The organism is Streptomyces sp. NPDC002926 (genome assembly GCF_053591755.1).
In genome coordinates this window covers 103,926-128,716 of sequence record NZ_JBSFUK010000010.1, presented here as the reverse complement: position 1 = coordinate 128,716, position 24,791 = coordinate 103,926, and the positions used below count along the sequence as shown (strand labels likewise).

Here is a 24,791-nt window from a genome sequence, read left to right as displayed (position 1 = left end):
GGTAGCTCGACATGGTGACGTGCCAGGAACTGCAGGATCTCAACCTCAGCAAGCTGAACACCGCGGTCACGCAGTGGCAGCAGATGCTCAACAAGCTGGTCACCCTCGCCGACGGCGGTGACGGCGGCATCAACGCCGCCGATCTGGAGCGCAAGGCCAACGCCGCGGACTGGAAGGGTGACAACGCCACCGTCACCAAGCAGTTCACCACCACCACGGCGCGCCAGTTCGACGACATGGTCACCGAGGCCCGCAGCATCCACAAGATCCTTGAAGAGGCCCACGCCAACCTGAAGAAGCACAAGGAAGATCTGAAGACCACGATCGACACGTGGGCCAAGAAGAACGTCTACATCGACGACAAGGGCGGCGCGATGTACTCCGGCCCGCAACGCGAGGTGGAGGGCGGCCCCAAGGAGCAGACCAGCCAGGAAGAGGTCGACCAGGCGGCACGCGAGGTCGGCAGGATCCTGGAGGCGGCGAACGAGACCGACCGGATCGCCGCGCGTGCGCTGCGCAAGCACGCCCAGAGCAAGTACGACTTCGACGAGACGGGCTACAAGGGCCTCAAGGACGCCGACCGGCAGCAGGGCATCGAGGACGCCGACGCGATGGTGAAGCTCGCGTCCAAGGGCGACGGGATGACCGACGACGAGCTGAAGCGCTTCAACGAGATCTCCAAGTACCACCGCGACAATCCCGCCTTCGCCGAGCGGTTCGCGACCAAGCTGGGACCCGAAGGCACGCTCGAGTTCTGGCGCAGCCTCGCCGACCCGGGCAAGGGGCGTACGCCGGACCCGGACGGCGATCGCGCGAAGATCCTCGCCAAGGTGCAGGACAACCTGGGCATCACCCTCGCCAACGCCACCCGTGCCGACACCCCTGAAATGCAGGCGTGGAAGGACCGGATGATCGAGCTGGGCGACGATCCGATCAAGGCCAGGAGCGGCATCCCCAGCGCGCCGTACGGCTTCCAGGTCCTGGGCCCGCTGATGACCGAAGGCAAGTGGGACACGGACTTCCTCAACAAGTACGGCGAGAAGATGCTCGAGTTCGAGCGCAAGTCCGACGACCCGGTGCTGGGCGGCCCTAAAGAGCTCTGGGAGAACCGCTTCAACCCGGCCCAGCTCTCCTACCCGCCCGGCGGCACCAAGCCGGACAGCGACCCGGTCGCCAACCTGATGGAGGCGCTCGGCCACAACCCGGAAGCCTCCCTGCAGTTCTTCAACGGCTCGTCCGGCCAGGGCGACGACGCGATGAACAACTGGGACTACCTGGTCAACAAGGACGGCGAGGGCGCGCGCGAGTGGCCGACCGACGATGACGGGAAGACGACGGGGTTCAAGAACCTGGGTCACGCACTGGAGTCGGGGACGCTCGGGTACCCGTACGACCAGGACCCTCCGTCCGTCCCGCCGATGAACACCGACGAGGAAAAGATGGCCCGGGACCAGCGCACCCTGCTCATGGACCAGGTCGTCGACCACTACAAGACAGCCGACACGATCGACAAGCAGGACGGGATCCGCGACAGCCTGGCAAATATGGCGGCCGGCCATATCGACAGCCTCAACTACTCCATGGGCGACTGGGGAGGCACGGGCGAGGCTTCGGGCAGGGACGCATTTTACGGAGCCAAGGCGGGGCATCTCCATGACTTCGGCGAGACGAGCAGCACGAACTTCCTGCGCGCCCTGGCCTCCGACGAGGGTTCGTACGAGACCGTTTCCACGGCCCAGCAGGTGTACGGCGCCAGCTCGATGTCCGCACACGGCGACAACCGCGACGACGCGATGAACGCGGGTCTGAAGAGCGTCAGGATGCACGGGCTTCTGGATGAGGCGCGCGCCGAGGCCATCGGCAAGGAATTCGCCGATGACAAGACCCAGAGGAATCTGGAACTCGAAAAGCAGGGCGAGTGGCGCAAGTTCGCCGGCGAAGCCGCGGTCGGTGTCGGTGTCGGCGTTGCGACCGCCATGATCGTCCCCACCGGAGGTGCAGCGCTGGTCGCCGTCCCCCTTGCCATCGAGACGATCGGGGGCGCAGCCAACACCCAAATCTCCACGAACACGCTCCAGTGGCTCCAGGACCACGAGTTCGACAACTACGACGATTCGGTCGCGGGCATCGACAAGGCCAAGTACGACGGAAGCAGAAACGCGATGACCCCTCTCCTGAACTACGCAGAGGCACACGGGATAAGCGGGAAGGAATTCGAATCCTGGGCCTCGCAGGCTGAGACCAAGTACAACGACGGCGGAAAAATCGGCGACACTGACGACGCCCGGGGCTGGTGACCATGAAGAGGCATCTCACGCTTGCCGCCGTGGCCGTGCTCCTGCTGGGTGCGGGCGCGTGCACGGCCGACAAGGACCAGGCCGAGGGCAAGGCCAAGGACAAGGCCGAGGACGCTGCCCCCGACGACTCCACGTGCAACGAACTCCTGGGCGACGCCGGACTGAAATGGCTCAAGGACCGCACGGGGGGCAAGGCACGCCTGAAGGTCCCCGACGACCTGAAGAGCGCGCGTGCCCTGTTCTACCGGCAGGTGGAGAACTGGGACCCGGAGAAAACCGGAGTCCGAATATTCCAGAGGGCCGATGTGTGCCTGGCGAGGACGAGCGTCGCGGATGAACGAAGGGAGCTCGAAATCCGGTTCGGTCCCTCCTACTTCACATTCGACACCCGTTTCGATGACGTTTCCTCAACCGGCGACAAGACAGTCGAGACACTGGTGAACTCCGACGTCAAGCTTGTCCACGGGAAGGACAATGAAGGGGTGGTCCGCTACCGGGTGTACGTCAAGTGCAAGATCCCCGGCACGCCCGCGAAGCAGGAGAACGAGATCCCGATCGAAGGGCTGATGGCCGACACGCTCACCGGCGACACCAGCGCCCGAGTCCATCTCACCCGTCTGCTGCACTCCGCCAAGGTGGTGGCGGACGGATTCGACTGCGAGAACAAGCCCGTCGTCCCGGATGAGCCCCCGGCGTCGGTGAAGTAGCTCCGCACAACCGGCGGAAGGCCGGGTGCCGGGGGCACGCGCCGAGCCGGGACGCGGAACCGGGTCCTTACCCTGCGCTCTTCACCCCGGCGACGAAAGCGGCCCAGGCACCGACCGGGAAGACCACAACAGGGCCGCGGGGGTTCTTGCTGTCGCGGACGGGGGCGAGGCCGGGGCATCCCTCGGCGACCTCAACGCAGTCGCCACCGCCCCCGTCGCTGTAACTGCTCTTGCGCCAGGTAGCCGAAGTCAAGCCAGGTCGTATGGCGTGCATGCTCTGAAGGCCTCCATTGCCTGCTCGATCAAGGCAGTTGATGCATCAGGCGGCAGCGCCCGGGCGTGCACAAGATCGTACCGATAGGAGTGCCGGGCCACCGCTGCCCTGTCTTCCACCAGTTCCCCGGAGTGTCCCGCCTCAAGGTAGGCCACATCCGGCGCGTTTTCGAATGACAACAAAGTCACCGAGCCGCCCATGGCCGAATGCCCACCGGCCGCAAAGGGCAGGACCTGCACCTCAACACCGGGCACCTTCGCCGCTTCTACGACGCGGGCCAACTGATCGCACATGATCGCCGACCCGCCCACGGGGCGCCGGATCACCGCCTCGTCGAGCACGACCCAAAGCAATGGGGGCCGCTGTGCCCGCAGAAGGTCCTGTCGGCGCATCCGAGCAGTCACCTTCTCTTCGATCTCCCCTTCTGTGCACCAGGGCTGGCCGAGGCGTAGCACCTCACGGGCGTACTCCTCGGTCTGGAGCAGCCCGGGCACGCTGTGCGCCATGTATTTATGCATGGCGTTCGCGTTGGCCTCGTACGTCATGAACGTCCGTGCCCAGTCCGGGAACGGCGTCCGCCTGACATGGCCCCACAGGTCGGTCAGATCGCCATCCGCACCCAGAAGCGCGTCCAGCTTCCTGTCGATGTCCTCGGGAGGCGTCTCGTTGCCCAGCTCGAACTGGGCGATCCGGCTGTGGGCGATAGGGACCTTGTCGCCCAGGTCCCGCTGCGTCCACCCGGCGCGGACACGGAGCTTGCGCAGCTTCGTGCCGTACAGCGCGGCCAAAGACGCCGACGGATCAAGCTCCTTTGGTGCAGGCACGGCCGCCCCCGTTTTCGCTCGCGCGCCTCGAAAACTGTTACCCCTAGTGATCGTAGCTCTACGCACCGATGCTCATCAGTGGAAGGTGTTGAGTAACCACGGAAGGCACCGCAGACATGGGAACGGCTGAACACAGAGCGGCAGTTGAACGGATCAAGGACGCCGAGGCGGCGCGGGACGAACTGCGCGACACACTCGCTGCGGTCGGCGTCGTGCTGCCCTCGCTCGGACTGGACATCGCATCCCTTGCCCGCGACGCACCGCGGCCGCTCGTGGACCTCGGCCGCTGCAACCCGAGCGTCGCCCGTCAACTCGCAGCAGTCCTGCGGGGATCCGCGCCATGAGCGACGACGAACCCGATTCGGACGAACAGCCGGCACAGGACGACGCCGAGGCCGGCCGCCGCGAAGAGCTGCTCGCCAAGGTGCGGGAAGCCAACAAACAGAGCCTCGCCCGCCCCCGATAGGACGAGAGGAACGTGAGTCATGCAGATCGTCAACGTCACCGCTGACGGGGTACGCAGAGGCGACGTGGTCACGGTGGGCGGCATCCCGCACCTCGTCTGCGACGTACGAGAGGTGAGCGGTCGGCGCAAGCGGCTGGAGTTCGCGGACGGCAATGCGTACGTCCTCGGCGTGCGCGTCGCAATCCGAGTGACCCGGGCATAGGGGCTGCCACCGGCAACTCAGCCCCGCTGCTCACCCGGGCCCGAGCAGCGGGGCGGCCGTGCTCCCGCAGGAAGCGCGGCCGGCGCGCTGCCCGGCCGCGCAGGTGCCTCCGTCAGCCGAGATGCCAGAGCGCGCCGCCGGCGAGCACCATCACCAGGCCTGCGAAGGCCATGAACGCCCCCATCAGCCGTTGGTACCACGGCTGAGCCCACATCGTGGGCGACCTGTCCAGCTGCCCCAGCTGCGCCCCGCCCAGCAGGTAGCGCTGCCTGATGTTCTCGGCCCGCCGTGTAGCGATCCCCCGCACGTTGAACGCCCAGCTGGCACCGCACCACACCGCGACCAGGCCGCCCAGGACGAAAACGGCGATGATCACCGGCGACGGCGCATGCGCCCCGGCGGCCTGAGCGGGGCCGAACCCAGCGTTCTCCGCCAGCGTCTCAAGTTTCACTTCTGTTACACCTTTCCAAGAGACTCGGCGACATCCCAGATAGCGCGCAAGTCCCTACTGCGAACAATAATCGACGCATCGGTCAAAGCAATTTCATGAACGCAACCGTCACCATCCGGAAGGATCTCGTCCAGCAGCACCGTATCTGCCTGCATCCAGTCAATGGATCCTTCGTAGTCGATCGAGAAGTGCGACACTCCCGAGTATCGGATCTGGAGGCCCGAATCATGCTTCCATTGATTGGGCGCGAATTCGAGAGTCAGAACCCCGCTCTTATCCGTCGGTACGTGGACCCCGGCCAGCTCCAGGTCCTTCACACACCGGCTGCTGCGCATGCTGTAGTGCCCAGCATCGAAGGCGAACTCCCGAGCGCCGGCAGGCAACACTTCCCCCATTTTCGGGAGTTCCGCCAGATAGGCGCTCGGGTCCAGGTTGAACCCCCACAGATCGGGGTCCCAATCGGCTTTCACGAATTTCATTCGGTGAGGCTCGTGAAGCTCGCGACGGCACCGTCAGCCGCAGCGATCGACTGCACGTCAAAGCCTCGCATTCCGTGAGTCATACCCACCGCTTTTCCAGGTACATAAAACCCAATATCTGACCGTCAACGAACGATTCAGATCACGTCTGATCAGACGACGCAGAGCCCCAAGGGAAGAATTCCATGAGCCAGCTGGGCAAGTCCTCAAGGCCAGGGCGTTCCGGGGCGGGATGAATCCCGATCCCGAGACTTTTCTCCGAGTCCACACCCCGTCCACCCTCTGACCAACTCAACCATTCCCCAATGAATGAGCAAACATTCCATGTCATGGCCAATGCAGGACGGACTTGTGGCACGCTGAACCAGAACCCGCTGATTGCCGCGGCTCGTTCAATGCCATCTCCCAAGGATGGCATTGATCCCGACGCCAACCCTGCGGACACCGCAAATCCAGAATACGGGTCTCCCGCGAGCAGCGGAGTGCAGTTTCGCAGAATGATTTCCAGCAGCTCATCGGGAACTTGCCTTGCCTTGCGTTCCAGCCTCTCAAGCAATCGCGAAAAGCTCTCCGAGCCGATAACCGAACCGCTCGGACGCACCTCAATGTCCTGCAATAGTCCTGGCGAGGCGGAAGAAGCCGATACTGCCTGAATATAGGCCAACCCGCGGAGCGATTGCCATCGACACATGAGGTCGACGCGGGAAATCACGGAATTGCGAGCACCGAATCTCACCGGCCATTCGGCGGCTCGCACCTCCACCCCATAAGACCTCAATTCCGCCGGGACTGAATTCGGGTAGACGAGTAGTTCACCGTCGACGCGTGACACAGATTCGTACCCTGGATATGGCAGCGACATTGAGAACCTGAAGCGCAATCAGCTCGGGGAATAGTAGAGCAACGCAGGCATAACGTTATGGTCGGTTCCTTCCATGGTAACTACGACCCGCTTACGTGTCGCATCACCAAGCCACCGCACAAATTCTTCCACATGCCCAAACGACGCGGAGTCTACGACATCGGCAGGATCGAATGTGAATTCGACTTCATCGATATCGAAGAAATAACAAGTAAACCAGATACCGCTTACCTCTACGGCCAAACTGGCCGATTCCTCCGGCTCACTCTCCAGACGATTGAACAATTCGCGAGCGTCTGGAATACCTTCATCGTCCGAGTCGGACAACGTCCACCCGAAGGAGACGGGCCAATTAACAGACTTGACCCCGTCAAGGATACGCTGCCAATCGTCGATCGATGCATCAAGGATGCAGACATCGCGGAGAGCCCCGTCGACCTCGAAATCCTCGGCGCGATACGACATCCCAACGCCATCTCGCTCACCCATCACAGGAACCCTTCAAATGTGAGCGTGCCATTCCGCCAACTCCACCGAGCACCCCATCCGCCGGGCACCCTGAAATCGCGGGTAATCCCGCCATATTGCGCCGAAGCTGCAGTGTTGACCTTTTCCACAACCCGTGGATTGGTCAGAATATCTTGGATCATCTCATTCGCGATTTCAGTACGCTCGCTGTTTGTTACTTTGCCGAAATTGTACATGTCCACATGCGACTGACCACGCTTGGCGAGATTTCCTGGACTCGGATCACCGTGCTTCTGAAGCGCCCTGCCCGCCGGCGAAAGCTGACCCTTCTTAATATCAGCCGCTGCTTTGTAAAGGTCATCCGCGCCATAGTTACACGGCGATAGGCCCAGCGGGTCTGCCCAGGACTGGGGCGAGTGTACATATCCGTGATGGTTGTCCGCCGGCTCCAGACCGAGCGGGTCCGCACTGATGTAGCGGGCCGTCTCCGGGTCGTAGTAGCGGAAGTGGTTGTAATTCAGGCCGGTTTCAGGGTCGGCGTACTGGCCCGGGAAGCGGAGAGGGCAGTGCACGGATGCCGCGTCCGTCGGGGCGGGGAAGGCCGTGCCCCAGAGGGTTGTGCGGCGTTGCCAGGTCAATTCGCCGTCGGGGGCGATCAGTTCGGTCGGGGTACCCACCGCGTCCGTGATGACGGCGTGGAAGCGGGTGCCGTAGTCGGCCGACGTGTCCTCCGCCAGCTTCGAGAGCAGGGATGCGCCAGGCTCCCGGACCAGGGGCTTCTGGTCGGTCTGGGTGAGGGGGCGATGGCTGCCCGGGGCGTAGTCCCAGGTGGTGACCCTGCCGTCGGGCGCCGTCTGCTCCGCCAGGCGGGTGTCGTCCCAGCTGAAGTCCGTGCGCTCGGCGGACGAGCCGTCGTCCGCCGAGCGCTGCTTGGATATTCGGCGGCCCAGCGGGTCGTACGTGTACTGCCAGCGCTCGCCGCCCGGAGTCACCGCCTCGACCAGGCGGTCCTCGGCATTCCAGGCGTACGTCCAGGAGTGTCGCTGCCCGTTGAGGAGCTTGCGGGTCCTGCGGATCAGACGGCCCTGCGCGTCATGCTCGTACGAGGTGCGGCCCGCGCGACGGATGAGGGTGCCCTCGAATTCACGGTCGCCCGGGGACTCGTGCGCGGGGGCCGTGGCGTGCGCCAGGTTGCCCGCCGCGTCGTAGGCGTATGTCTCGCTCCAGCCGTGCGCCCGTACGCCCGTGACCCGGCCCATGCGGTCGAGGTCGAAACGGCGGGTGCCGGAGGTCAGTTCGCGGATCTCGGTGAGGTAGCCGTCCTCGCGGTAGGCGTAGGCGCGGTGCTGGCGGAGCCGGTCCGCGTCCTCCGCGCGCGCCGTCAGGGACTGGGTGGCGAGGCGGTCGGCCACATCCCAGGCCTGGCTGAGGGTGACGACTTCCCCGAGGCGGCGTTCCGTCTCGCGGCCCGCGGCGTCGTGCGTGAAGGTCAGCTCACCCGCGTCGGAGCGGAGTCCGGTCGGGCGGCCTGTCGGGTCGTAGGTCCACTCCGAGCTCAGCCCGGACGGAGTGACCCTCAGGGTCCGGCGCCCCAGAGCGTCGTACGCGTAGCTGGTAATACGGCCGTTGACGGTTTCCGTGAGCGTACGGCCCAGCGCGTCGCGCTCCATGGCGACCTCGGCGTCCGCATTGGCCACGTGGGTCAGATGGCCCGTCGTGCCGTATGCGTACGTGGTGATGCCGCCCGATTCGGTCCGCTGCTCCGTCACGCGGCCGAGCACGTCCCGGGTGAAGCGCAGCGTCTCGCCCGCGCCATTCGTACGCGACACCAGGCCGCCCGCCGCATCATGCGTGTACGTCAGCGTCCGGCCGTTGAAGTCGGTCTCCGCGACCAGACGGCCCGCCTGGTCGTACGCGTACGACCAGGTCAGCCCCTGCGGGTTGGTGACCCCCGTCAGCCGCATCTCGGTGTCGTACGCGAAGGCGTACGTCGTGCCGTCGGGGTCGATCCGGGTGGCCGGGACGTCGAAGTGCGTGGCGGTGTGGCGGGTGACATTGCCCGCGGGATCGGTGTGGGAGAGGAGGTTGCCCTCTCCGTCCCAGGTCCAGGACTCCCGGGCGCCGTCCGCGTACTGGCGCCACTCCGGCTTGCCTTCGGTCGTCCAGCCCATGCGGGTGACATGACCCAGCGGGTCGGTCACCTCCATGATCCGGCCGAAGGTGTCCCTGCGCACCTGCGTCACATGCCCGACCTCGTCGGTCACGGCGATGGGCAGTCCGGCCGCGTTCGACGTGACGCCGCGCGTATCGCCGAGGGCGTCGGTGATCGCTGACAGTCGGCCCAACTCGTCGTAGCCGCAGTGCGTTTCGGCACCGGCGGGGTCGATCGTGATGAGCAGGTTGCCCAGTTCGTCGTACGTGTGGCGCCAGGTCGCACCGCCGGGCTCGACGACCTCCGTGGGGCGGCCGAGTGTGTTGTACGTGGCTCGGGCAAGGGACCCGTCCGGCAGGGTTACCGCGGTGAGGTTGCCCGCCGCGTCGTATGCGTAGCGCGTCGTACGGCCCAGCGGATCCGTGACCGAGAGCGGCCTGTCGCCCCTCTCGTGCCACTCGGTGCGCGTCGTGTGGCCGAGCGGATCGGTCTCCTCGACGACCTGGCCCTCAAAGTTGTGGCGATGCGTGGACCGCCGGCCGAGCGAGTCGGTGTACGTGGTCGTGCGCGACTCGTCGTCGTAGGCGAGGGCTCCGGAAAGGAAGCCGTCGCTGCCCTCGGTGCGCTCGACGCGGCCACGGGCGTCGTAGAAGTACGCGAACGACGTGCCGTTGCGGTCCGTCCAGGAGGTGACCCGGCCCGCCGCGTCGTAGGTGAAACGCAGTGGTTCGCCACTGGAGTTGATGATCTCGGTGAGGTTGCCCGCCGCGTCGTACCCGTAACGCATCACGACCGTACCGCCGCCGTCGTGCAGCGTCGGCTCGTACCGTGACGGGGTCTCGTCGAGCAGGCGCAGGGCGGTGATGCGCGGGCCCTGCGTGTCGACGGCGAGGTAGTAGCCGCCGGAGTGGCGCAGCCCGGTGGGGATGCCGTCAGCGGTGCGTTCGACATCGATGCGCGCGCCGTTGCGGTCGTGCCAGCTGTCCACGGGGAGGTGGACGGTTCCGAGCTTGTCCGAGGGAACGGGACTGCTGAAGCTTCGTACGACCCCGGAGTCCGGGTCGGTGATGGTCATGACACCGTCGGGCTTGCCGTCCCACTCCAGCGGCCACATGGCGCCCTTCACCGGGAGGACGGGTTCACTCACCCGGGGCACCGGATACACGAGGCGCATGCCGTCCGCGGCGGCGAACACGACGCCCTCGGCGTCGAGTTGGATGCACTCGTCGAGGGTGGAGACCCAGGTGGGGCCGAAGGACATTCCCCCGCGGTACGTGGACAGGTGGGTGCGCTCAAAAACCAGTGGGAGGCTCGCCGGCAGCGTGAGGTCGGTCTGCGTCATCAGCATGGCGCCGGTCGCCACGTCGATCGGCTCCCCGACGCACGGCGTCCTCCTGGCCGGACGGGCCGCAGGTCCGAGTTCGACCAGGTCGGGCCGCAGAGTCGGCGGCCGCAGCATCAGCGGCACCTCGCTGAACTTCCCGAACAGGCTCCCCTCGACGCCGGCCTTGACCACACCGCCCCCCGCGCCGAACGCCCCGCCGAAGATCATGCCGTCCTTCGCCGCGGCATTGATCTCGTCCAGGCTGAAGCCCGTCTGCAACCCCGTGGCGATCTTCAGCGGCTGGGCGACGGCAAGATCGACGGCCACCGACTCCACGCCACCGAAGGCCGCGGCGACGAGCGTGCCCGCGGCGATCTCCGCGACCGTGGCCGTGACGGCGATGCCCAGAGTGCCGGCGAGTTCGAGGATGGCTTCCGCCGCTACGGCCGCGGCGCCCGCCGATATGCCCGCCGTGAACCAGGCGAGCCCGAGGCCTGCCACGATGATGGTGGCGTCGATGGCCAGCTCTGTCCGAAGCTTGTTGATGGCGTCATCGACGGCGCCGGCAAGCTTGTCCAGCACCTCCGCCATCTTGCGGGCCGCCGTCGCCATGTCACTGAGCCAGCCCGCGTCCTTCCCCTTGGCGTAGCGCCCCCAGAACACCTCGAACGCGTCGATCGCCTCACCCTTGTTGTTGTGGATGAGCGATGTGGCCGCGTTGTTGACCGGGGTCCGTACGTCGTCGACGGCACCGGCGAAGGTCCGCCAGGCGTCGGCGGCCTTGCGCAGGGCGCCCGGATCGGCGTCGGGCCACCACATGCCGAGCTTGAGCAGGATCTCCTTGGCCTCGTCCTCGATGCTCACTTGGCGTCCTCGCCGTCGATCTTCGCCTTCGCCTTGGTGAACATCCCGACGATCAAACGCTCGTTGTCGACATGCCCGTCCGCCATGTCGGACATCGCCTCGTGAATGCTGGTCAGTCCGAGGACGAGGATGCCGGCGGCCCGCTCGATGGCCTTCTGCTGGGGGTGGTATCCGTCGTAGAACTTCTTGCCCGGCTCGTCGTCTCCCCAGGGCGCACCGAGCCCGTCCAGGGTGGTGACCAGCGTCGTCAAAGCCGTACTGAGGTTCTTGGCCTGCTCGTGGAAGACCGGCGCCGTCAACTTGATGTCGGCCGTGTTGATTTCCAGGACTTTGCCGTCGCCCTTGCCATCGCCCATGCGAAGCACCCCCGTTGTCTTCACGCGCTGCAAACCCCGACCCTAGAAGAGCGTGATCAAGATTTGCCCATGCGATGACCATGCCAGGGCAATGGATGACACAAATTGCGCGAACACGCGTGCGGCGCGCGGCCTTTCAGCCCTCCGCCGCCGCGCGGCCCGTCAGCGTCGCCAGACTGTTGCGGATGTGCGCCATATGCGCGTCCATCTCCTCGCGGGCCCTGTCGTGCTCGCGCAGCACCCGCTCCGTCTCGCGCGCGATCCGCTCCTCGCGGGCCCTGGCCTCGGCGATCAGCGCGGCGGCTCGCGCGTCCGCGTCCTCCTGGCCGGGGCGGGTGTTCTCGTCCGCCTCGGCGAGGGTCCGCTCGGCCTCGGCGAGCCCGGCCTCGGCATACGCGGCGAGGTCGGCGTGGCGGGCATTCAACTCGGCCTCGTCGTGCGCGAGTTCGCGCTCCATCGCCTCCCACCGCTCGGCCTGGTCCCGCTCCAGGTCGGCCAGCAGGCCTTCGCAGCGGCGGCGCGTCTCCTTCCAGGCGGCCACGACCTCGCCACGCCGCTCCTTCACCTCGAGGCGGGCCTCGATACGCGCCTCGTCGGCCGCGGTCTGCGCGGCGAGCGAGATCTGCTGAACACGCGCCTCGGTCTCCGCCCGGAGCTCCTCGGCGTACACACGTGCCTCTTCGTACACCTGGCGAGCGCCCTCGTCGGCAGCGTTCCAGATGGCCTGGGCCTCGTCCCGCGTCGCGGCCAGCAGCTGCTCGGCCTGCTCAACGGTCAGCGCCAGCAGGTACTGGGCGCGACTGCCGAGACTTTCGTACGTCTGCGGGGGAAGCGCCTTGACGACCTCGCGCAGGGCGACGGCCTCCGCCTCCATCTCCCTGGCGAGGACGGTGAGACGCGCGGCACGCTCCCAGGCGTCGTCGCGGTCCTGGGACAGGGCGGTGACGTAGGCGTCGGTCTTCCCCATGTGGTAGCCACGGCCCCGTACGGCGACGAAGCCGTGAGGTGACACCGATGCAGCACTCATCCTTCAAGCCCTCTCCGACGCACAACGCAATTGGCTCACATCCTCCCGGATCAGAGCTAAGTGGCCATAACGCGACACTTTACCCATCGGCACCGGTCAAGGATGCGCCAGTCGGCGAAAGAAGCCGGAACCGGACAAACGGCGGCGCGCCCGGCCCGCCATTGCCCCTCCGTACTTCCTCAGCCCCTCCTGCCAACCCGTCCCCGGCGCCTGAGTGAGCGTGATGTTCGTGAAGATTTGGTGAGCACCGTCTCGGTGCGTTGGCCGACAACTGCGGCGGACGACTGCGGCGGACGACGGCGGCGGACGACGGCAAGCACGTCGGCGGACAAGAAAGCGCCCGGCCTGTGTCGCACAGGCCGGGCGCCCCTCATCCATACCGTCGCTTACAGCAGTCCGTCCCACATCTGCTCGAGCAGCACCGACCACCAGCTCTCCGGCGACGCCAGCGCCGCCGGGTCCAGGGCCGCGAGCTGTGCCTGGAAATCGACCGTCCAGCGGCCTGCCTGCTCCGGGTTGAGGTTGAAGCGCAGCCGCCACATGCGGCCGAGCAGCGCCAGGCACCGTACGAACTCCGGCAGGCCGCTGTTCACGAACTGCGGCGCCACCGGCTGGCCGCCCGGGCCCGCCTCCACCGGTACCGCCACTATGTGCGCCGTGCCGTACTGAACACAGATCGCCCGGCCGAAGTCGCTGCCCACCACCAGGTACGAGCCCGCGTCCGCCGCCGGCTGCAGCTGACGCTGCGCCGCGAGCTCCGCCAGCGTAGGGACGACCGGCTGGGCCGGCTGCGCCCAGAAGAACGGGTTGAAGTCGCCCGGCAGACCCGCCCAGACCAGGGTGGCCGCCACGATCTCCGGTACGCCCTGACGCGAGACGGCCCGCTGGTCGAACCGGCAGATGCCCTGCGGGCCGAACGCGGCCACCAGCTCCTGCGCGATCCCTTCCGGAGGGATCGGCGGGGCCGGCGGCAGCTGCGGCAGCGGGGCCCGGACCGGCGCGGGGCGCGCCGGACCGTCCGCGACCTGATGCAACTCCCCCTGGTGGGTGAGCAGATGCTGCATGCCCTGCTGCCGGCTGGCGTGATCCCTGCCGTACGGCGCGACGGATGTGATCCGCACCTGTGGCCAGGTCTCCCGGATCATCCGGGCGCAGTAGCCGCCGGGCAGCTCGCACGACTCCAGCTCTGTGTGGAGCTCGAGCACCTGCTGCGGCGGCACGTTCATGGCGCGCAGCTCGTGCAGGATCTGCCACTCCGGGTGCGGAGTTCCCGGCGCCGAGCGGCGGATCAACTGGGCTTCGGAGCCGTCGGGCGCGCGGTAGCGCAGTACGGCCTGATAGCCGGGGCCGACGGTCGGCATACCGCTGGGCTGCTGCGGATACCCGTACGCGGGCGGCGGGCCACCCGGCAGCGGTGCATGCGGTACGGAACCGGGCGGCGCGCCATGAGGTGCACCGGGCGGGCCGGGCGGCTGAGGCGCGCCCGGACCCATCTGCGCGGGTCCGGCCAGCATCGTCGCGGCATGGTGGGCACCGCCACCGGGAGGACCGGGCGGCGTCGGAGCACCAGGCGCACCGGGAGGACCGGGCGGCTGCGGGACCCCGGGCGCAACAGGAGCCCCCGGCGGACCGGGCGGCTGAGGCGCGCCCGGACCCATCTGCGCCGGCCCGGCCAGCATCGTCGCCGCATGATGCACACCGCCACCCGGCGGAGCCGGCGGGCCCGGCGGACCGGGCGGCGTCGGAGCACCGGGCGGCTGCGGGCCCTCCTGGCCGAGCTGCGAGACGAGCTGCGTCGGCAGATAACCGCCCGCCGGTGCACCGGGCGCACCCGGACCCGACGGCGGCGGCGTCGCTCCCGGCCGCACACCCGGAGTACCGGGGGCACCGGGCGGCGGCGGAGTCGTGGGGCCGCTGCCGCGCGAGGCGCGCGGCGGTACGACCGCCTTGCTCGTCGCCGCGTCGGCGATGTCACCGGCCCCCGGGCCCGGGCGTGCGGGCGCACCGGGCGGCGGCGACTGCGGAGTCCGGGGCGACTGGAGCGCATACGGAGCCTGCGGTGGCTGAGGAGTCTGGGGCGTCTGAGGCGTCTCGGACCCGGCGGGCTGCGGGTTCAGCGCCGGGGCGACCGCGGTCCGCGGCAGCTGGCTGCCGCCCGACATCAGCGCGGTGGGCGCATCCGCACCGGTGACCGGCGTCCGGGCGTCGTCGTCGTCGGACCCGGAGATCGGCGGCGCGAACACCGTGGCCGGCAACGGGACGGACGCGTCCTCGGACCCGGCGCTGGTGTCCGTCCACGGAGTCGCTCCGGACGGTGTGGCGGGCACACCCTCGGAAGCCGTCGGCTCGTAGTCGCCGCCACCACCGGCACTGGGCCACACGGACCCGCCCTGCGAGGCATTGCCACCGGAGGAGCCGGCCTCGGGCCATGCCGAACCCGGCGCGGACGAACTCCCGCCCGCCTGCGAGGCGTTGCTGTCCTGCGCGGGTGACCCGGGGGCGGACCGGTCGGCCCCCGCCGACGGCGGGCGCGCAGCCGCAGCCGCGGGCTCCGGCGACCCCGAAGGCGCACTGGAAGACGGCCCCGAAGGTGAGGGCGGCCCCGAGGGCATGCCCGAATCCGCGCCGGACGCCGCACCCGAAGCGCGCTCCGGCGACCTGCGGTCCGGGATCCCGATCTTGTCCGCCGCCTCCTGGAGCCACTCCGGCGGGCTCAACAGGAACGACGTCTGATTCAGGTCGATACGCTGCGGCGGCTCCGGCGCCGCCGCGGTCTCATCCTGTATCCCGTACTCCTCCTCGTACCGGCGGATCACCTCACCCACCGGCAGTCCCGGCCACAGCGTCGCCTCACCGCTGTCCCGGGCGATCACCAGCCGCTGCTGCCCGCCGTCCGAACGGACCCCGCCCTCGCGGTCCTCCGCCCAGACCACGAAGCCCAGCTCGAACTCCCGTACCCGCACCTCGCGGTGCTGATACGCGGGCACATCGCCGTTGACCCACTCTTCCGCGCGCTCCTGCGCCTGCGCGAAGGTCACCATCGGACCGTCACCCCTCGTCCGAGATCGGGACGGCGCTGCTGAAGCCGCCGTCCACCATCAGGTTCGCCACGGTCTCCAGCTCCGGCGGATTGCCCGCCAGACGCTGCAGAAAACCGTCGAAGTCGTCGCCGCACGGCAGCAGCAGCCGCTCCATGCGCTCCTGCACACTCCAGCCGTCCTGGTCCCGTGCGTCGTCGTACGCGCAGAACCACACCGAGCCCGTTGCCGAGCCCCTGACCTTCACCGCCAGAATCCCGCCCTGGACGAACGCAACTCCCAAGTAATCCTTGGTCAGATGGTCCCGCAGGCACTTGTTGACGTACAGCAGGTCGTTGACCGCGGCCTCGTCCCGCACCGTGAAGAACGGCTGGTCGACCAGCAGCCCCAGTTCGGCGTCGAGCGCCACCCCGACCGGGGCGCAGCCGCCCGCGGCCTTCAGAAAGGAGCGGTACGCCCCCGGCAGCCGGTAGCCCAGATCCTCCTCGACGCCCAGCAGTTGCTGCTCGGTCACCGACACCAGGCCCTTCGGCAGACCGAAGTGCGCGGGCCGGGTCTCCTGCAGCGGACGCGTACCCCGCTTGCTCTGGTCGACCGGCGTCGTCGCGAGACCTCCGTGGTGCCGCAGCAACGCCTTCACCTCGACGGGGACCAGCTCCATCCGACGGGTACCCGGCACGTGGTGCCAGGTCCAGCCGTGTGGAGTGGCGACCGAAGGAATCGTGTCCCACAGCGCATGACCGTCGGCGTGCAGCGCCGCATTCGCCGATACGTAGTCGGTGAGCCGCAGCTCGTCCACGCCGAAGCCCTCCGGGGGCTCCGCGATCTCCGCGGCGGCACGCGCGTACGGCGAGAAGACCGGATGGCCGTTGTCGTCCACTCGCACACCCCTGGGGTGGCGGGAGGCCCGGACCGGGTCCGGAAAGTTCACGATTTGCCCGGCGTAGGCCGCATTCGGTGGCGCGGTTTGTCCCCCGGCCCGGGGGCCGGGAGGTGCCCCCAGCCCTTGCCGACCTGTCGTCATGGCGGTATGCCCCCTGCTGCGTTCCGGCTGGTTCAGGACAGCCTATGCGGTGGTGCAATAGGGAGGACCGCCGCTCCGTTTCCATCACGAAGGGTCACGTTCGGGTGACCGAACGGCGAAGGGCGACACGTTTCAGTGCCCCAGCTTCCACACCCCCCTTCCCATTTGGCAGGCTGTCCCGCAACTCGGGGGAGTGCAGGGAGGGAACGAGCGCACCATGCACACAGCGCAACCAAGTACTTCAGGTGATCCGCGCCTCAGTTGGAGCAGTACGGACACCGGTCACCCGCCCGCACTGGGTCACCGACGCGACGGGATTCTGCCCGCCGTGGCGGCGGCACTCTCCGTACGCGGCGAGACCCTCACCTGCACCGCGGGCAAGGCCGATCAGCCACCCGTACTCCACGCGCTCGTACAGGATTTCCTCGACACCCTCACCAGCGGCCAGCGCGAACGCTTCACCGGCCGCTGCCCCGAGGCGATCCTGCTCTCGCGCCATCTCTCCGCCGCCGAGGCTCAACGCTCGAAACGGGCCCAGCGCAAGCCGCTGACCCACAGTGAGGCGAAGCGGACACTCAAACAGGCGAAACTGACGGCACGTCGTATCCGCGAGGACGGCGATCCGCTGCACGGCAGTTACGCACCGCCCTGCCGTTCCTGTACGGCGATGCTCGACCATTTCGGCGTACGTCCCGTCGACCCGACCGCGACCGAGAACGGCTGACCCCGCACCAATGCCCGACCACCTCAGCACCACCCGGTTCCCGGTCGCCGTCGACGCCGCCCTGCGCGACGCGGGCTGGCAGCCCGGCCGTTGGGACATCAAGCAGGCCGAGCACTGGGCCGACACCCTGCGCTCGTACGCCTCGCCCGCGGGCCACCGGCATGCGGTCTTCCCGGCGGCCGTCGAGGCCTGGGCGGAGTTCGGCGGACTGCGCGTGACGGCGCCAGGTCCTGGGCGGCAGACGGCGCCCACACCGATGCACTTCGACCCGCTCGCCGGGCTCCACCTCGCACGCACACTCGCGGACCTCGGGCGCGCGCTCGACACGGAGATCTCGCCGCTCGGGGAGGAGGGCGACAGCCAGGCCGTACTGGCCATCGATGCCGAAGGCCGGGTCTACAGCCTCGATCACACCGGCGACTGGTACCTCGGTCCTGACATCGACCAGGCGCTGGCCACCATGGTCACGGGCATCCAGCCTGCCCGGCTGACCCTGGGCTGAGCGACTGCGGCGAACGGCCACCGAGGGCGCCGCCGCGAGACCCGCCGACCGGACCGAGCCGGAGCCGGAGCCGTATCCGGACCTGGTCCCGGACCTGGCCCTGAACCGGAACCCGAGCCCTCCCGGCCCCCGCCCCCTCAGACCTGCCCGGCGTGCCCGTCCCGGTCCGGCAGGACCACCTCAGACCCGCTCGGCGTGCCCGTCCCGGTCCGGCAGCACCGCCGACACCCGGAAGCCGCCCGCGTCCGTCGGCCCGGACACAAACACCCCGCCGAGCGCCAGCACCCGCTCCCGCATCCCCACCAGGCCGTTGCCGCCGCTCGGCAACCCGGCGGCGGCGGAAGTACCGCTCGCGTCCGGTGCGCCGTTCTCCACCTGCATCGCGACCTCGGCCCCGCGATGCGCGAGCCGCACCATCACCTTCGCGCCGGCCGCGTGCTTGTGGACGTTCGTCAGGGCCTCCTGGACCACCCGGTACGCGGTCTGCTCGACCTCCGGCGCGTACTCCCGCGCCTCGCCCTGCACCGCGAGCTCCACGACCATCCCCGCCTGCCGGGACTGCCCGACCAGACCCTCGAGGTCCGCGAGAGACGGCCCGTCGTCGGCCGCTGCGGCGGCAGCCGCGGCAGCCGCGGCGGCGACCGCAGCCAGCGGCACCGGAGTCACCACCCGCTGTTCGTTGTCCCCGGCCCGCAGCACCCCGAGCATCTCCCGTAGCTCGGTGAGCGCCTGCCGCCCCATGTCCCCCACCAGCGCGGCGTTCTTCACGGCCTTCTGCGGATCCTTCAGCGCGACCGCCTGCAGGGCCGCCGCATGCACCACCATCAGGCTCACCCGGTGTGCCACGACGTCGTGCATCTCCCGCGCGATCCGGGTCCGCTCCTCGGTACGCGCCCACTGCGCCCGCTGCTCGGCCCGGTCGGCCAGCAGCGACAGCTCCTGCTCCAGGCTGACCGCGCGCTCCCGAAGGCTCTCCATCAGCCGCCGCCTGGCCCCTATGTAGAGGCCGAACAGCACCGGCGGCGCGGTCAGTCCGAGCGCCATGAAGCCGGCCACCGTCGGTACGTACCAGGCTCCGGGCTCCGGATCGAAGTCCGCGGACGACACGTCCTGCCGTACGCGTACGAACGTCACGATCAGGGTCGCTGCCAGCGACATCCCGGCGAGCGTTGAGGTGATCCGGCGCGGCACTTCGGAGGCGGCGAGCGAATAGAGCCCGACCACGCCCATCAGATAGCCCATCTCGGCGGGCGTGGTCGCGATCGACACCAGCACCACGGCGATCGGCCAGCGCCGCCGCAACACCAGCACGGACCCGACGATCAGCCCGAACAGCACTCCGACGGATACGGGAATCGCGGCCTTGTCGGCGAACCCCACACCCTCCAGAGCGCACTCGAAGGCCGAGACGAGTCCCAGCCCCACATCCAAGGCGGCACTGCGCCGCCGTCCCCACCACAGCCAGCTACGGGTGGTCGCGCCCGTGCCGTCCTGGTGTGCCCCCGTTACGGTCATGTCTTCCAGCCTACGGGCGGGCGCGAGTCATTTTCCTGGGAGTACGACAGCAGGGAAGGCGTTCGAACACGCACGAAACAGGCGTTGATCTCACGATCCAGTGAATCGAGCGGACTTTCGACCCAGCCGTCCGCATTCCGGACGACGCTCAAGAGCGCCGATCTCTACCGTCGCACGGAAGGCGCTTGGTACGGCATAGTGTTGGGTGCTGATTCGGCGGCCTGACCCAATGTCCGGCTTAGCCGCATTTAATCCCCCGTGGTGTAATCGGCAGCACTGAGGCTTTTGGTGCCTTATGTCCGGGTTCGAGTCCTGGCGGGGGAGCATCTCACTTCGGGTCCTGACCTCCACGGTCAGGACCCGCACTTATTTCGCCCCCGAAACCCCCCGGTATCCTTCGGATGTCCACCACCCGAAGCCGAAGGGCATTCACGTGAGCGCCAACCGCCCGGCAGCCGTCGTCGTCCTCGCAGCGGGTGAGGGCACCCGCATGAAGTCGAAGACCCCCAAGGTTCTGCACGAAATCTGCGGGCGCTCGCTCGTCGGACATGTCGTCTCCGCTGCCCGCGAGCTGGATCCCGAGCATCTCGTCGTCGTTGTCGGCCATGCGAGTGAGCAGGTCAAGGGCCATCTGACCGAGCAGTACGCCGGCACCCGCACCGCCTATCAGGCCGAGCAGAACGGCACCGGGCACGCCGTCCGGATGGCGCTCGAGGAGCTCGGCCAGACCCCCGAGGGCACCGTCGTCGTCGTATGCGGCGACACTCCCCTGCTCTCCGGCGAGACCCTGACCGCACTCGCCGCCACGCACGCCGCCGACGGCAATGCCGTCACCGTGCTCACGGCCGAGGTCCCGGACTCGACCGGCTACGGCCGCATCGTGCGCGACAGCGTCACCGGCGCCGTCACCACGATCGTCGAACACAAGGACGCCACCGACGACCAGCGCGCGATCCGGGAGATCAACTCCGGCGTCTTCGCCTTCGACGGGCAGCTCCTCGCGGACGCGCTCGGCAAGGTGCGTACGGACAACAGCCAGGGCGAGGAGTACCTCACCGATGTGCTGGGGATACTGCGCGAGGCCGGTCACCGGGTCGGCGCGTCCGTCGCCGGCGACCACCGGGAGATCCTCGGCATCAACAACCGCGTACAGCTGGCCGAGGCGCGCAAGCTGCTCAATGAGCGGCTCCTCGAGCGGGCGATGATGGCCGGTGTCACGGTCGTCGACCCCGGGTCCGTGCTCGTGGATGTGACGGTGACGTTCGAGCGGGACGCGATCGTGCATCCCGGTACGCAGCTGCTGGGCGCCTCGCATCTCGCCGAGGGCGCCGAGGTCGGCCCCAACTCCCGGCTGAAGGACACGGTCGTCGGCGCGGGCGCCCGGGTGGACAACACCGTGGCCAACTCCGCGGTGGTCGGCGAGGGGGCGTCGGTCGGCCCGTACGCGTATCTCAGGCCCGGCACCAAGCTCGGCGTGAAGGCCAAGGCCGGTACGTACGTGGAGATGAAGAACGCCACGATCGGCGAGGGCACCAAGGTGCCGCACCTTTCCTACGTCGGTGACGCGACGATCGGCGAGTACACGAACATCGGCGCCGCGAGCGTCTTCGTGAACTACGACGGCGAGGCCAAGCACCACACCACGATCGGGTCGCACTGCAAGACCGGCTCGGACAACATGTTTGTGGCTCCCGTCACCATTGGGGACGGCGCGTACACCGCGGCGGGTTCGGTCATCACCAAGGATGTGCCTGCCGGTTCGCTCGCCGTCGCCCGCGGCCAGCAGCGGAATATCGAGGGTTGGGTGGCCCGGAAGCGGCCCGGCAGCGCATCCGCCCAGGCAGCTCAAGTGGCAACGGAAAGCGTCGCCGAGGAGAACTGACCGGAAACAGGTGCGTCCAACTCGGCGTACCGTGATACGTGCACGCAAATTCGGCTGGCTCGCGATCAGTACCCCGTCCGTAGCCAGAGAACACGTCTGAGGAGACAGTGCTGTGACCGGGATCAAGACGACCGGCGAGAAGAAGCTGATGCTCTTCTCCGGCCGCGCCCACCCCGAGCTGGCCGAGGAGGTCGCACACCAGCTGGGTGTCGGCCTGGTGCCGACGAAGGCTTTCGACTTCGCGAACGGCGAGATCTACGTCCGCTTCCAGGAGTCGGCCCGTGGTGCCGACTGCTTCCTGATACAGAGCCACACGGCTCCCATCAACAAGTGGATCATGGAACAGCTGATCATGATCGATGCTCTGAAGCGGGCCTCGGCCCGGAGCATCACCGTGATCATCCCGTCGTACGGCTACGCCCGGCAGGACAAGAAGCACCGCGGCCGTGAGCCGATCTCGGCCCGGCTGGTCGCCGATCTGCTGAAGACCGCGGGCGCTCACCGCATCCTCACGGTCGATCTGCACACCGATCAGATCCAGGGCTTCTTCGACGGCCCGGTGGACCATCTCTCCGCGCTGCCGGTGCTCGCCGACTACGTGGGCGCGAAGGTGGACCGCAACAAGCTCACCGTCGTCTCCCCCGACGCCGGCCGCGTGCGCGTCGCCGACCGCTGGTGCGACCGCCTCGACGCTCCGCTGGCGATCGTCCACAAGCGTCGCGACAAGGACGTCGCCAACCAGGTGACCGTGCACGAGGTCGTGGGTGAGGTCAAGGGCCGCGTATGCGTGCTCGTCGACGACATGATCGACACCGGTGGCACGATCTGCGCCGCGGCGGACGCGCTCTTCACACACGGCGCGGAGGACGTCATCGTCACGGCGACGCACGGCATCCTGTCCGGACCCGCGGCGGACCGTCTGAAGAACTCCAAGGTGAGCGAGTTCGTCTTCACGAACACGCTGCCCGACCCGGGCGACCTGGAACTCGACAAGATCACGGTGCTGTCGATCGCGCCGACGATCGCGCGCGCGGTGCGTGAGGTGTTCGAGGACGGTTCGGTGACGAGCCTCTTCGAGGAGCAGGGCTGAGTGCATGACGAGAACGGGCCGCTCCCGCTCGGGGGCGGCCCGTTCTTCATGCCTGCCCACGGTCTCGTGCCCGCCGCCTCGTACCCTCCGCCTCACGTCCGCGCCGCATCGGCCTTGATCGATTGGGCGACTCGGGTAGCTCCGAGTAGACTGTGCGGGTTGCTCGGCGAGGGAGGCCGTACCCATGGGTACGGCGGTCCGTTATCGACGCGCTCTTCGTAGCAGGCCTGTCGTGGCCGGGTGACCACCACCAGATCTGTCTGCAATACGAGGAGTGCACATGTCCGAGGTGAAGCTCGCCGCCGAGCCCCGTTCCGAGTTCGGCAAGGGTGCTGCCCGTCGCATCCGCCGCGACCGCAAGGTTCCCGGCGTTCTCTACGGCCACGGTTCCGACCCGATCCACATCACGCTGCCGGGCCACGAGCTGCAGCTCGCCCTGCGCACCTCGAACGTTCTGCTCTCCCTGGACATCGAGGGCAAGAACGAGCTCGCCATCCCGAAGTCGGTGCAGCGCGACCCGCTGAAGGGCTCCATCGAGCACGTCGACCTGCTCCTCGTGACGCGCGGCGAGAAGGTCAACGTCGAGATCCCCGTCCACACCGAGGGCGAGCTGGCCCCGGGTGGCTTCCTGCTCGAGCACGTGCTGAACGCCCTGCCGGTCGAGGCCGAGGCCACGCACATCCCCGAGTCCGTCACGGTCTCCGTCGCGGGCCTCGCGGCCGGTGACTCGATCCTCGCCAAGGACATCCCGCTGCCCTCCGGCACGACGCTGGCCGTCGAGGATGACACCGTCGTCCTGCAGATCCTGGCTTCGCAGGCCGAGGAGCCGAGCGCCGAGGCCGAGGGCGAGGGCGAAGAGGCCTCCGAGGTCTGAGCCGTACCTTCTGTTCGGCTTGGCTGAACGGGGTGGCGGGCTGCGGCCCGCCACCCCGTTTTCCTGTATCTGTTTCTGTACCCGTACCTGTTCGTATGCCGTATGCGAGGAGACGCAGCGCAGATGTCCGACGCGAACGCCCCCTGGCTCATCGTGGGGCTCGGCAACCCCGGGCCCGACTACGCCGCGAACCGGCACAACGTCGGGTTCATGGTCGCCGACCTTCTCGCCGAGCGCATGGGCGGCAAGTTCAAGCGTGCGCAGAAGGCGCAGGCGCAGCTCGTCGAGGGCCGGATTGGCGCGCCGGGTCCAAGTGGGCGCCGGGTCGTGCTGGCCAAGCCCATGTCGTACATGAATCTCTCCGGTGGCCCGGTCACCTCGCTGCGCGACTTCTACAAGGTGCCGACCGCCAATATCGTCGCGATCCACGACGAGCTGGACATCGACTACGGCACGCTGCGGCTGAAGCTGGGTGGCGGTGACAACGGGCACAACGGTCTGAAGTCGATGACCAAGTCGATGGGCGCGGACTATCACCGGGTGCGGTTCGGGATCGGCCGTCCGCCGGGCCGGATGCAGGTGGCGGATTTTGTACTCAAGGACTTCTCGTCCACGGAGCGCAAGGAGCTCGGGTATCTCGTGGACCGCACGGCGGATGCGGTGGAGTGCCTGGTGACCGAGGGCCTGGAGCGGGCTCAAAGTACGTACAACTCCTGATAAAACCAGGCCACAAGTTGACCCGGCGCGCTTGCATGGCCAAGGATCGCCGCCCATGCACCTCACTTCCAGGGGACACTCCCGAAGCGCCGGGGCTCGCATGCTCCTTTACGGCCGGCGGGCCGCCATGTCCTGTGTCGCCGCGCTGCTGCTTGCCGCCGGCGTCTGGTCGTCCTGGGGCACGGCCCAGCACGTACTGCTGGCCAAGGGCCGTGAACACGGCACCCTGAAGATCGCCAGCTGCGGGGAGGAGACCTGCACGGGCCCGTACGAGCCCGACGACACGGCCGCTCCCCGCTCCCATGTGACCATCGACAAGTCGGTCGCCGTGCGCAAGGGCGCGAAGCTCGCGGTCGTGGTGAAGCCCGGCACGAACGAGGCGGTACGGACGGGTACGGCGGGCGCCCTGTACGCCTGGCTGCCGCTCGGCGGCTCGCTGGTCCTGGCCGGCCTGGTGATCGGCGGCGGACTCCGGCTGACGCGCCTGGCCTGGGTCACGGCGGCGGCGGGCGGCGCGCTGCTGGTGGGCGCGTTCTTCACCCTCTGAAGGCCCCGACGCCGTACCGGAACGTCACATTCACCTGATCGTTATCCGGGACTATTGGGACAAGTGGCAGCGCTTGGGACGGATGCGTCACGAGGTATCTTGACCGGCTCGCGTGTTCACAGGAC

General features: G+C 68.1%; 24 protein-coding genes and 1 tRNA gene. 14 read left to right on the top strand and 11 right to left on the bottom strand.

Annotated elements, in window-relative coordinates; genetic code table 11:
- Positions 1-11 precede the first annotated feature (11 nt).
- The gene (locus ACWDZ6_RS18470; RefSeq protein ID WP_451503702.1) at positions 12-2,297 is read left to right on the top strand and encodes a DUF6571 family protein; all 2,286 of its coding nucleotides are present in this window, start codon (positions 12-14) and stop codon (positions 2,295-2,297) included.
- A gap of 2 nt (positions 2,298-2,299) precedes the next feature.
- Complete coding sequence (locus ACWDZ6_RS18465; protein WP_451503701.1) at positions 2,300-3,004, top strand: hypothetical protein; 705 nt, start codon at positions 2,300-2,302, stop codon at positions 3,002-3,004.
- A gap of 67 nt (positions 3,005-3,071) precedes the next feature.
- Here ACWDZ6_RS18465 and ACWDZ6_RS18460 read toward each other — a convergent pair whose 3' ends face one another.
- Complete coding sequence (locus ACWDZ6_RS18460; protein ID WP_451503700.1) at positions 3,072-3,278, bottom strand: DUF397 domain-containing protein; 207 nt, start codon at positions 3,276-3,278, stop codon at positions 3,072-3,074.
- Complete coding sequence (locus ACWDZ6_RS18455) at positions 3,254-4,102, bottom strand: helix-turn-helix domain-containing protein (RefSeq protein ID WP_451503699.1); 849 nt, start codon at positions 4,100-4,102, stop codon at positions 3,254-3,256. The genes ACWDZ6_RS18460 and ACWDZ6_RS18455 overlap by 25 nt, the downstream gene beginning before the upstream one ends.
- A gap of 116 nt (positions 4,103-4,218) precedes the next feature.
- Here ACWDZ6_RS18455 and ACWDZ6_RS18450 point away from each other — a divergent pair, with 116 nt between their 5' ends.
- Genes ACWDZ6_RS18450 through ACWDZ6_RS18440 form a run of 3 tightly spaced genes read left to right on the top strand, consistent with a single transcriptional unit; the run spans position 4,219 to position 4,770 of the window.
- Entirely contained in the window at positions 4,219-4,446 is a 228-nt protein-coding gene (locus ACWDZ6_RS18450; RefSeq protein ID WP_451503698.1) for a hypothetical protein, read from the top strand.
- On the top strand, positions 4,443-4,568 hold the full coding sequence (locus ACWDZ6_RS18445; protein WP_389182442.1) for a hypothetical protein: 126 nt from the start codon (positions 4,443-4,445) through the stop codon (positions 4,566-4,568). Before ACWDZ6_RS18450 ends, ACWDZ6_RS18445 begins: the two co-directional genes overlap by 4 nt.
- Before the next feature lie 19 nt (positions 4,569-4,587).
- The gene (locus ACWDZ6_RS18440; protein ID WP_451503697.1) at positions 4,588-4,770 is read left to right on the top strand and encodes a hypothetical protein; all 183 of its coding nucleotides are present in this window, start codon (positions 4,588-4,590) and stop codon (positions 4,768-4,770) included.
- 112 nt (positions 4,771-4,882) lie between these two features.
- Here ACWDZ6_RS18440 and ACWDZ6_RS18435 read toward each other — a convergent pair whose 3' ends face one another.
- Positions 4,883-5,221 carry a hypothetical protein gene (locus ACWDZ6_RS18435; protein ID WP_451503696.1) on the bottom strand — a complete coding sequence of 113 codons (339 nt, stop codon included), beginning with the start codon at positions 5,219-5,221 and terminating at the stop codon, positions 4,883-4,885.
- Positions 5,222-5,226: 5 nt separating this feature from the next.
- Positions 5,227-5,700 carry a hypothetical protein gene (locus tag ACWDZ6_RS18430; protein WP_451503695.1) on the bottom strand — a complete coding sequence of 158 codons (474 nt, stop codon included), beginning with the start codon at positions 5,698-5,700 and terminating at the stop codon, positions 5,227-5,229.
- 305 nt (positions 5,701-6,005) lie between these two features.
- Between ACWDZ6_RS18430 and ACWDZ6_RS18425 the strand changes: the two genes are divergently transcribed.
- Entirely contained in the window at positions 6,006-6,353 is a 348-nt protein-coding gene (locus ACWDZ6_RS18425; protein ID WP_366731819.1) for a hypothetical protein, read from the top strand.
- A 227-nt stretch (positions 6,354-6,580) separates the two neighbouring features.
- On the opposite strand, the gene ACWDZ6_RS18420 is transcribed toward ACWDZ6_RS18425, so the two are convergent.
- The 6 genes from ACWDZ6_RS18420 to ACWDZ6_RS18395 form a co-directional block, all read right to left on the bottom strand.
- Positions 6,581-7,051, bottom strand: coding sequence for a hypothetical protein (locus ACWDZ6_RS18420; protein ID WP_451503694.1), 471 nt, complete (start codon positions 7,049-7,051; stop codon positions 6,581-6,583).
- Positions 7,051-11,370: a DUF6531 domain-containing protein gene (locus ACWDZ6_RS18415; protein WP_451503693.1), complete on the bottom strand. Its 4,320-nt coding sequence runs from the start codon at positions 11,368-11,370 to the stop codon at positions 7,051-7,053. Before ACWDZ6_RS18415 ends, ACWDZ6_RS18420 begins: the two co-directional genes overlap by 1 nt.
- Positions 11,367-11,726, bottom strand: a complete 360-nt coding sequence (locus tag ACWDZ6_RS18410; RefSeq protein ID WP_326650420.1) for a hypothetical protein — start codon at positions 11,724-11,726, stop codon at positions 11,367-11,369. Before ACWDZ6_RS18410 ends, ACWDZ6_RS18415 begins: the two co-directional genes overlap by 4 nt.
- A 136-nt stretch (positions 11,727-11,862) precedes the next feature.
- On the bottom strand, positions 11,863-12,753 hold the full coding sequence (locus ACWDZ6_RS18405; RefSeq protein ID WP_451503692.1) for a cellulose-binding protein: 891 nt from the start codon (positions 12,751-12,753) through the stop codon (positions 11,863-11,865).
- Between the two features lie 386 nt (positions 12,754-13,139).
- Positions 13,140-15,794: an SUKH-4 family immunity protein gene (locus tag ACWDZ6_RS18400; protein WP_451503691.1), complete on the bottom strand. Its 2,655-nt coding sequence runs from the start codon at positions 15,792-15,794 to the stop codon at positions 13,140-13,142.
- Between the two features lie 7 nt (positions 15,795-15,801).
- Positions 15,802-16,815 (bottom strand): SMI1/KNR4 family protein, encoded by a 1,014-nt coding sequence (locus tag ACWDZ6_RS18395; protein WP_451503690.1) that lies wholly within the window; start codon positions 16,813-16,815, stop codon positions 15,802-15,804.
- Between the two features lie 217 nt (positions 16,816-17,032).
- Here ACWDZ6_RS18395 and ACWDZ6_RS18390 point away from each other — a divergent pair, with 217 nt between their 5' ends.
- Positions 17,033-17,539 carry a YwqJ-related putative deaminase gene (locus ACWDZ6_RS18390; RefSeq protein WP_451503689.1) on the top strand — a complete coding sequence of 169 codons (507 nt, stop codon included), beginning with the start codon at positions 17,033-17,035 and terminating at the stop codon, positions 17,537-17,539.
- 10 nt (positions 17,540-17,549) lie between these two features.
- Positions 17,550-18,041, top strand: coding sequence for an SUKH-3 domain-containing protein (locus ACWDZ6_RS18385; RefSeq protein ID WP_366731813.1), 492 nt, complete (start codon positions 17,550-17,552; stop codon positions 18,039-18,041).
- Between the two features lie 180 nt (positions 18,042-18,221).
- On the opposite strand, the gene ACWDZ6_RS18380 is transcribed toward ACWDZ6_RS18385, so the two are convergent.
- On the bottom strand, positions 18,222-19,556 hold the full coding sequence (locus ACWDZ6_RS18380; RefSeq protein WP_451503688.1) for a sensor histidine kinase: 1,335 nt from the start codon (positions 19,554-19,556) through the stop codon (positions 18,222-18,224).
- A 252-nt stretch (positions 19,557-19,808) separates the two neighbouring features.
- On the opposite strand from ACWDZ6_RS18380, the gene ACWDZ6_RS18375 reads away from it, so the two are divergent.
- The 6 genes from ACWDZ6_RS18375 (at position 19,809) to ACWDZ6_RS18350 (ending at position 24,666) form a co-directional block, all read left to right on the top strand.
- Positions 19,809-19,880, top strand: a tRNA-Gln gene (locus ACWDZ6_RS18375).
- 109 nt (positions 19,881-19,989) lie between these two features.
- Positions 19,990-21,438, top strand: coding sequence for a bifunctional UDP-N-acetylglucosamine diphosphorylase/glucosamine-1-phosphate N-acetyltransferase GlmU (gene glmU / locus ACWDZ6_RS18370; RefSeq protein WP_366731810.1), 1,449 nt, complete (start codon positions 19,990-19,992; stop codon positions 21,436-21,438).
- Between the two features lie 112 nt (positions 21,439-21,550).
- Entirely contained in the window at positions 21,551-22,528 is a 978-nt protein-coding gene (locus ACWDZ6_RS18365; protein ID WP_389182468.1) for a ribose-phosphate diphosphokinase, read from the top strand.
- Between the two features lie 280 nt (positions 22,529-22,808).
- Positions 22,809-23,402, top strand: a complete 594-nt coding sequence (locus ACWDZ6_RS18360; RefSeq protein WP_451503687.1) for a 50S ribosomal protein L25/general stress protein Ctc — start codon at positions 22,809-22,811, stop codon at positions 23,400-23,402.
- A gap of 123 nt (positions 23,403-23,525) precedes the next feature.
- Positions 23,526-24,119 carry an aminoacyl-tRNA hydrolase gene (gene pth / locus ACWDZ6_RS18355; RefSeq protein ID WP_366731809.1) on the top strand — a complete coding sequence of 198 codons (594 nt, stop codon included), beginning with the start codon at positions 23,526-23,528 and terminating at the stop codon, positions 24,117-24,119.
- A 100-nt stretch (positions 24,120-24,219) separates the two neighbouring features.
- On the top strand, positions 24,220-24,666 hold the full coding sequence (locus ACWDZ6_RS18350; protein WP_451503686.1) for a hypothetical protein: 447 nt from the start codon (positions 24,220-24,222) through the stop codon (positions 24,664-24,666).
- The last annotated feature ends 125 nt before the right edge of the window (positions 24,667-24,791 follow it).

What these genes read in the sequence shown, in the direction of transcription:
- ACWDZ6_RS18470 (WP_451503702.1), top strand. Translation starts at nt 12, where the DNA reads ATGGTGACGTGCCAGGAACTGCAGGATCTCAACCTCAGCAAGCTGAAC.
- ACWDZ6_RS18465 (WP_451503701.1), top strand. Translation starts at nt 2,300, where the DNA reads ATGAAGAGGCATCTCACGCTTGCCGCCGTGGCCGTGCTCCTGCTGGGT.
- ACWDZ6_RS18460 (WP_451503700.1), bottom strand. Translation starts at nt 3,278, where the DNA reads ATGCACGCCATACGACCTGGCTTGACTTCGGCTACCTGGCGCAAGAGC.
- ACWDZ6_RS18450 (WP_451503698.1), top strand. Translation starts at nt 4,219, where the DNA reads ATGGGAACGGCTGAACACAGAGCGGCAGTTGAACGGATCAAGGACGCC.
- ACWDZ6_RS18445 (WP_389182442.1), top strand. Translation starts at nt 4,443, where the DNA reads ATGAGCGACGACGAACCCGATTCGGACGAACAGCCGGCACAGGACGAC.
- ACWDZ6_RS18440 (WP_451503697.1), top strand. Translation starts at nt 4,588, where the DNA reads ATGCAGATCGTCAACGTCACCGCTGACGGGGTACGCAGAGGCGACGTG.
- ACWDZ6_RS18430 (WP_451503695.1), bottom strand. Translation starts at nt 5,700, where the DNA reads ATGAAATTCGTGAAAGCCGATTGGGACCCCGATCTGTGGGGGTTCAAC.
- ACWDZ6_RS18425 (WP_366731819.1), top strand. Translation starts at nt 6,006, where the DNA reads ATGAATGAGCAAACATTCCATGTCATGGCCAATGCAGGACGGACTTGT.
- ACWDZ6_RS18420 (WP_451503694.1), bottom strand. Translation starts at nt 7,051, where the DNA reads ATGGGTGAGCGAGATGGCGTTGGGATGTCGTATCGCGCCGAGGATTTC.
- ACWDZ6_RS18410 (WP_326650420.1), bottom strand. Translation starts at nt 11,726, where the DNA reads ATGGGCGATGGCAAGGGCGACGGCAAAGTCCTGGAAATCAACACGGCC.
- ACWDZ6_RS18405 (WP_451503692.1), bottom strand. Translation starts at nt 12,753, where the DNA reads ATGAGTGCTGCATCGGTGTCACCTCACGGCTTCGTCGCCGTACGGGGC.
- ACWDZ6_RS18400 (WP_451503691.1), bottom strand. Translation starts at nt 15,794, where the DNA reads ATGGTGACCTTCGCGCAGGCGCAGGAGCGCGCGGAAGAGTGGGTCAAC.
- ACWDZ6_RS18395 (WP_451503690.1), bottom strand. Translation starts at nt 16,815, where the DNA reads ATGACGACAGGTCGGCAAGGGCTGGGGGCACCTCCCGGCCCCCGGGCC.
- ACWDZ6_RS18390 (WP_451503689.1), top strand. Translation starts at nt 17,033, where the DNA reads ATGCACACAGCGCAACCAAGTACTTCAGGTGATCCGCGCCTCAGTTGG.
- ACWDZ6_RS18385 (WP_366731813.1), top strand. Translation starts at nt 17,550, where the DNA reads ATGCCCGACCACCTCAGCACCACCCGGTTCCCGGTCGCCGTCGACGCC.
- ACWDZ6_RS18380 (WP_451503688.1), bottom strand. Translation starts at nt 19,556, where the DNA reads ATGACCGTAACGGGGGCACACCAGGACGGCACGGGCGCGACCACCCGT.
- ACWDZ6_RS18360 (WP_451503687.1), top strand. Translation starts at nt 22,809, where the DNA reads ATGTCCGAGGTGAAGCTCGCCGCCGAGCCCCGTTCCGAGTTCGGCAAG.
- pth (WP_366731809.1), top strand. Translation starts at nt 23,526, where the DNA reads ATGTCCGACGCGAACGCCCCCTGGCTCATCGTGGGGCTCGGCAACCCC.
- ACWDZ6_RS18350 (WP_451503686.1), top strand. Translation starts at nt 24,220, where the DNA reads ATGCTCCTTTACGGCCGGCGGGCCGCCATGTCCTGTGTCGCCGCGCTG.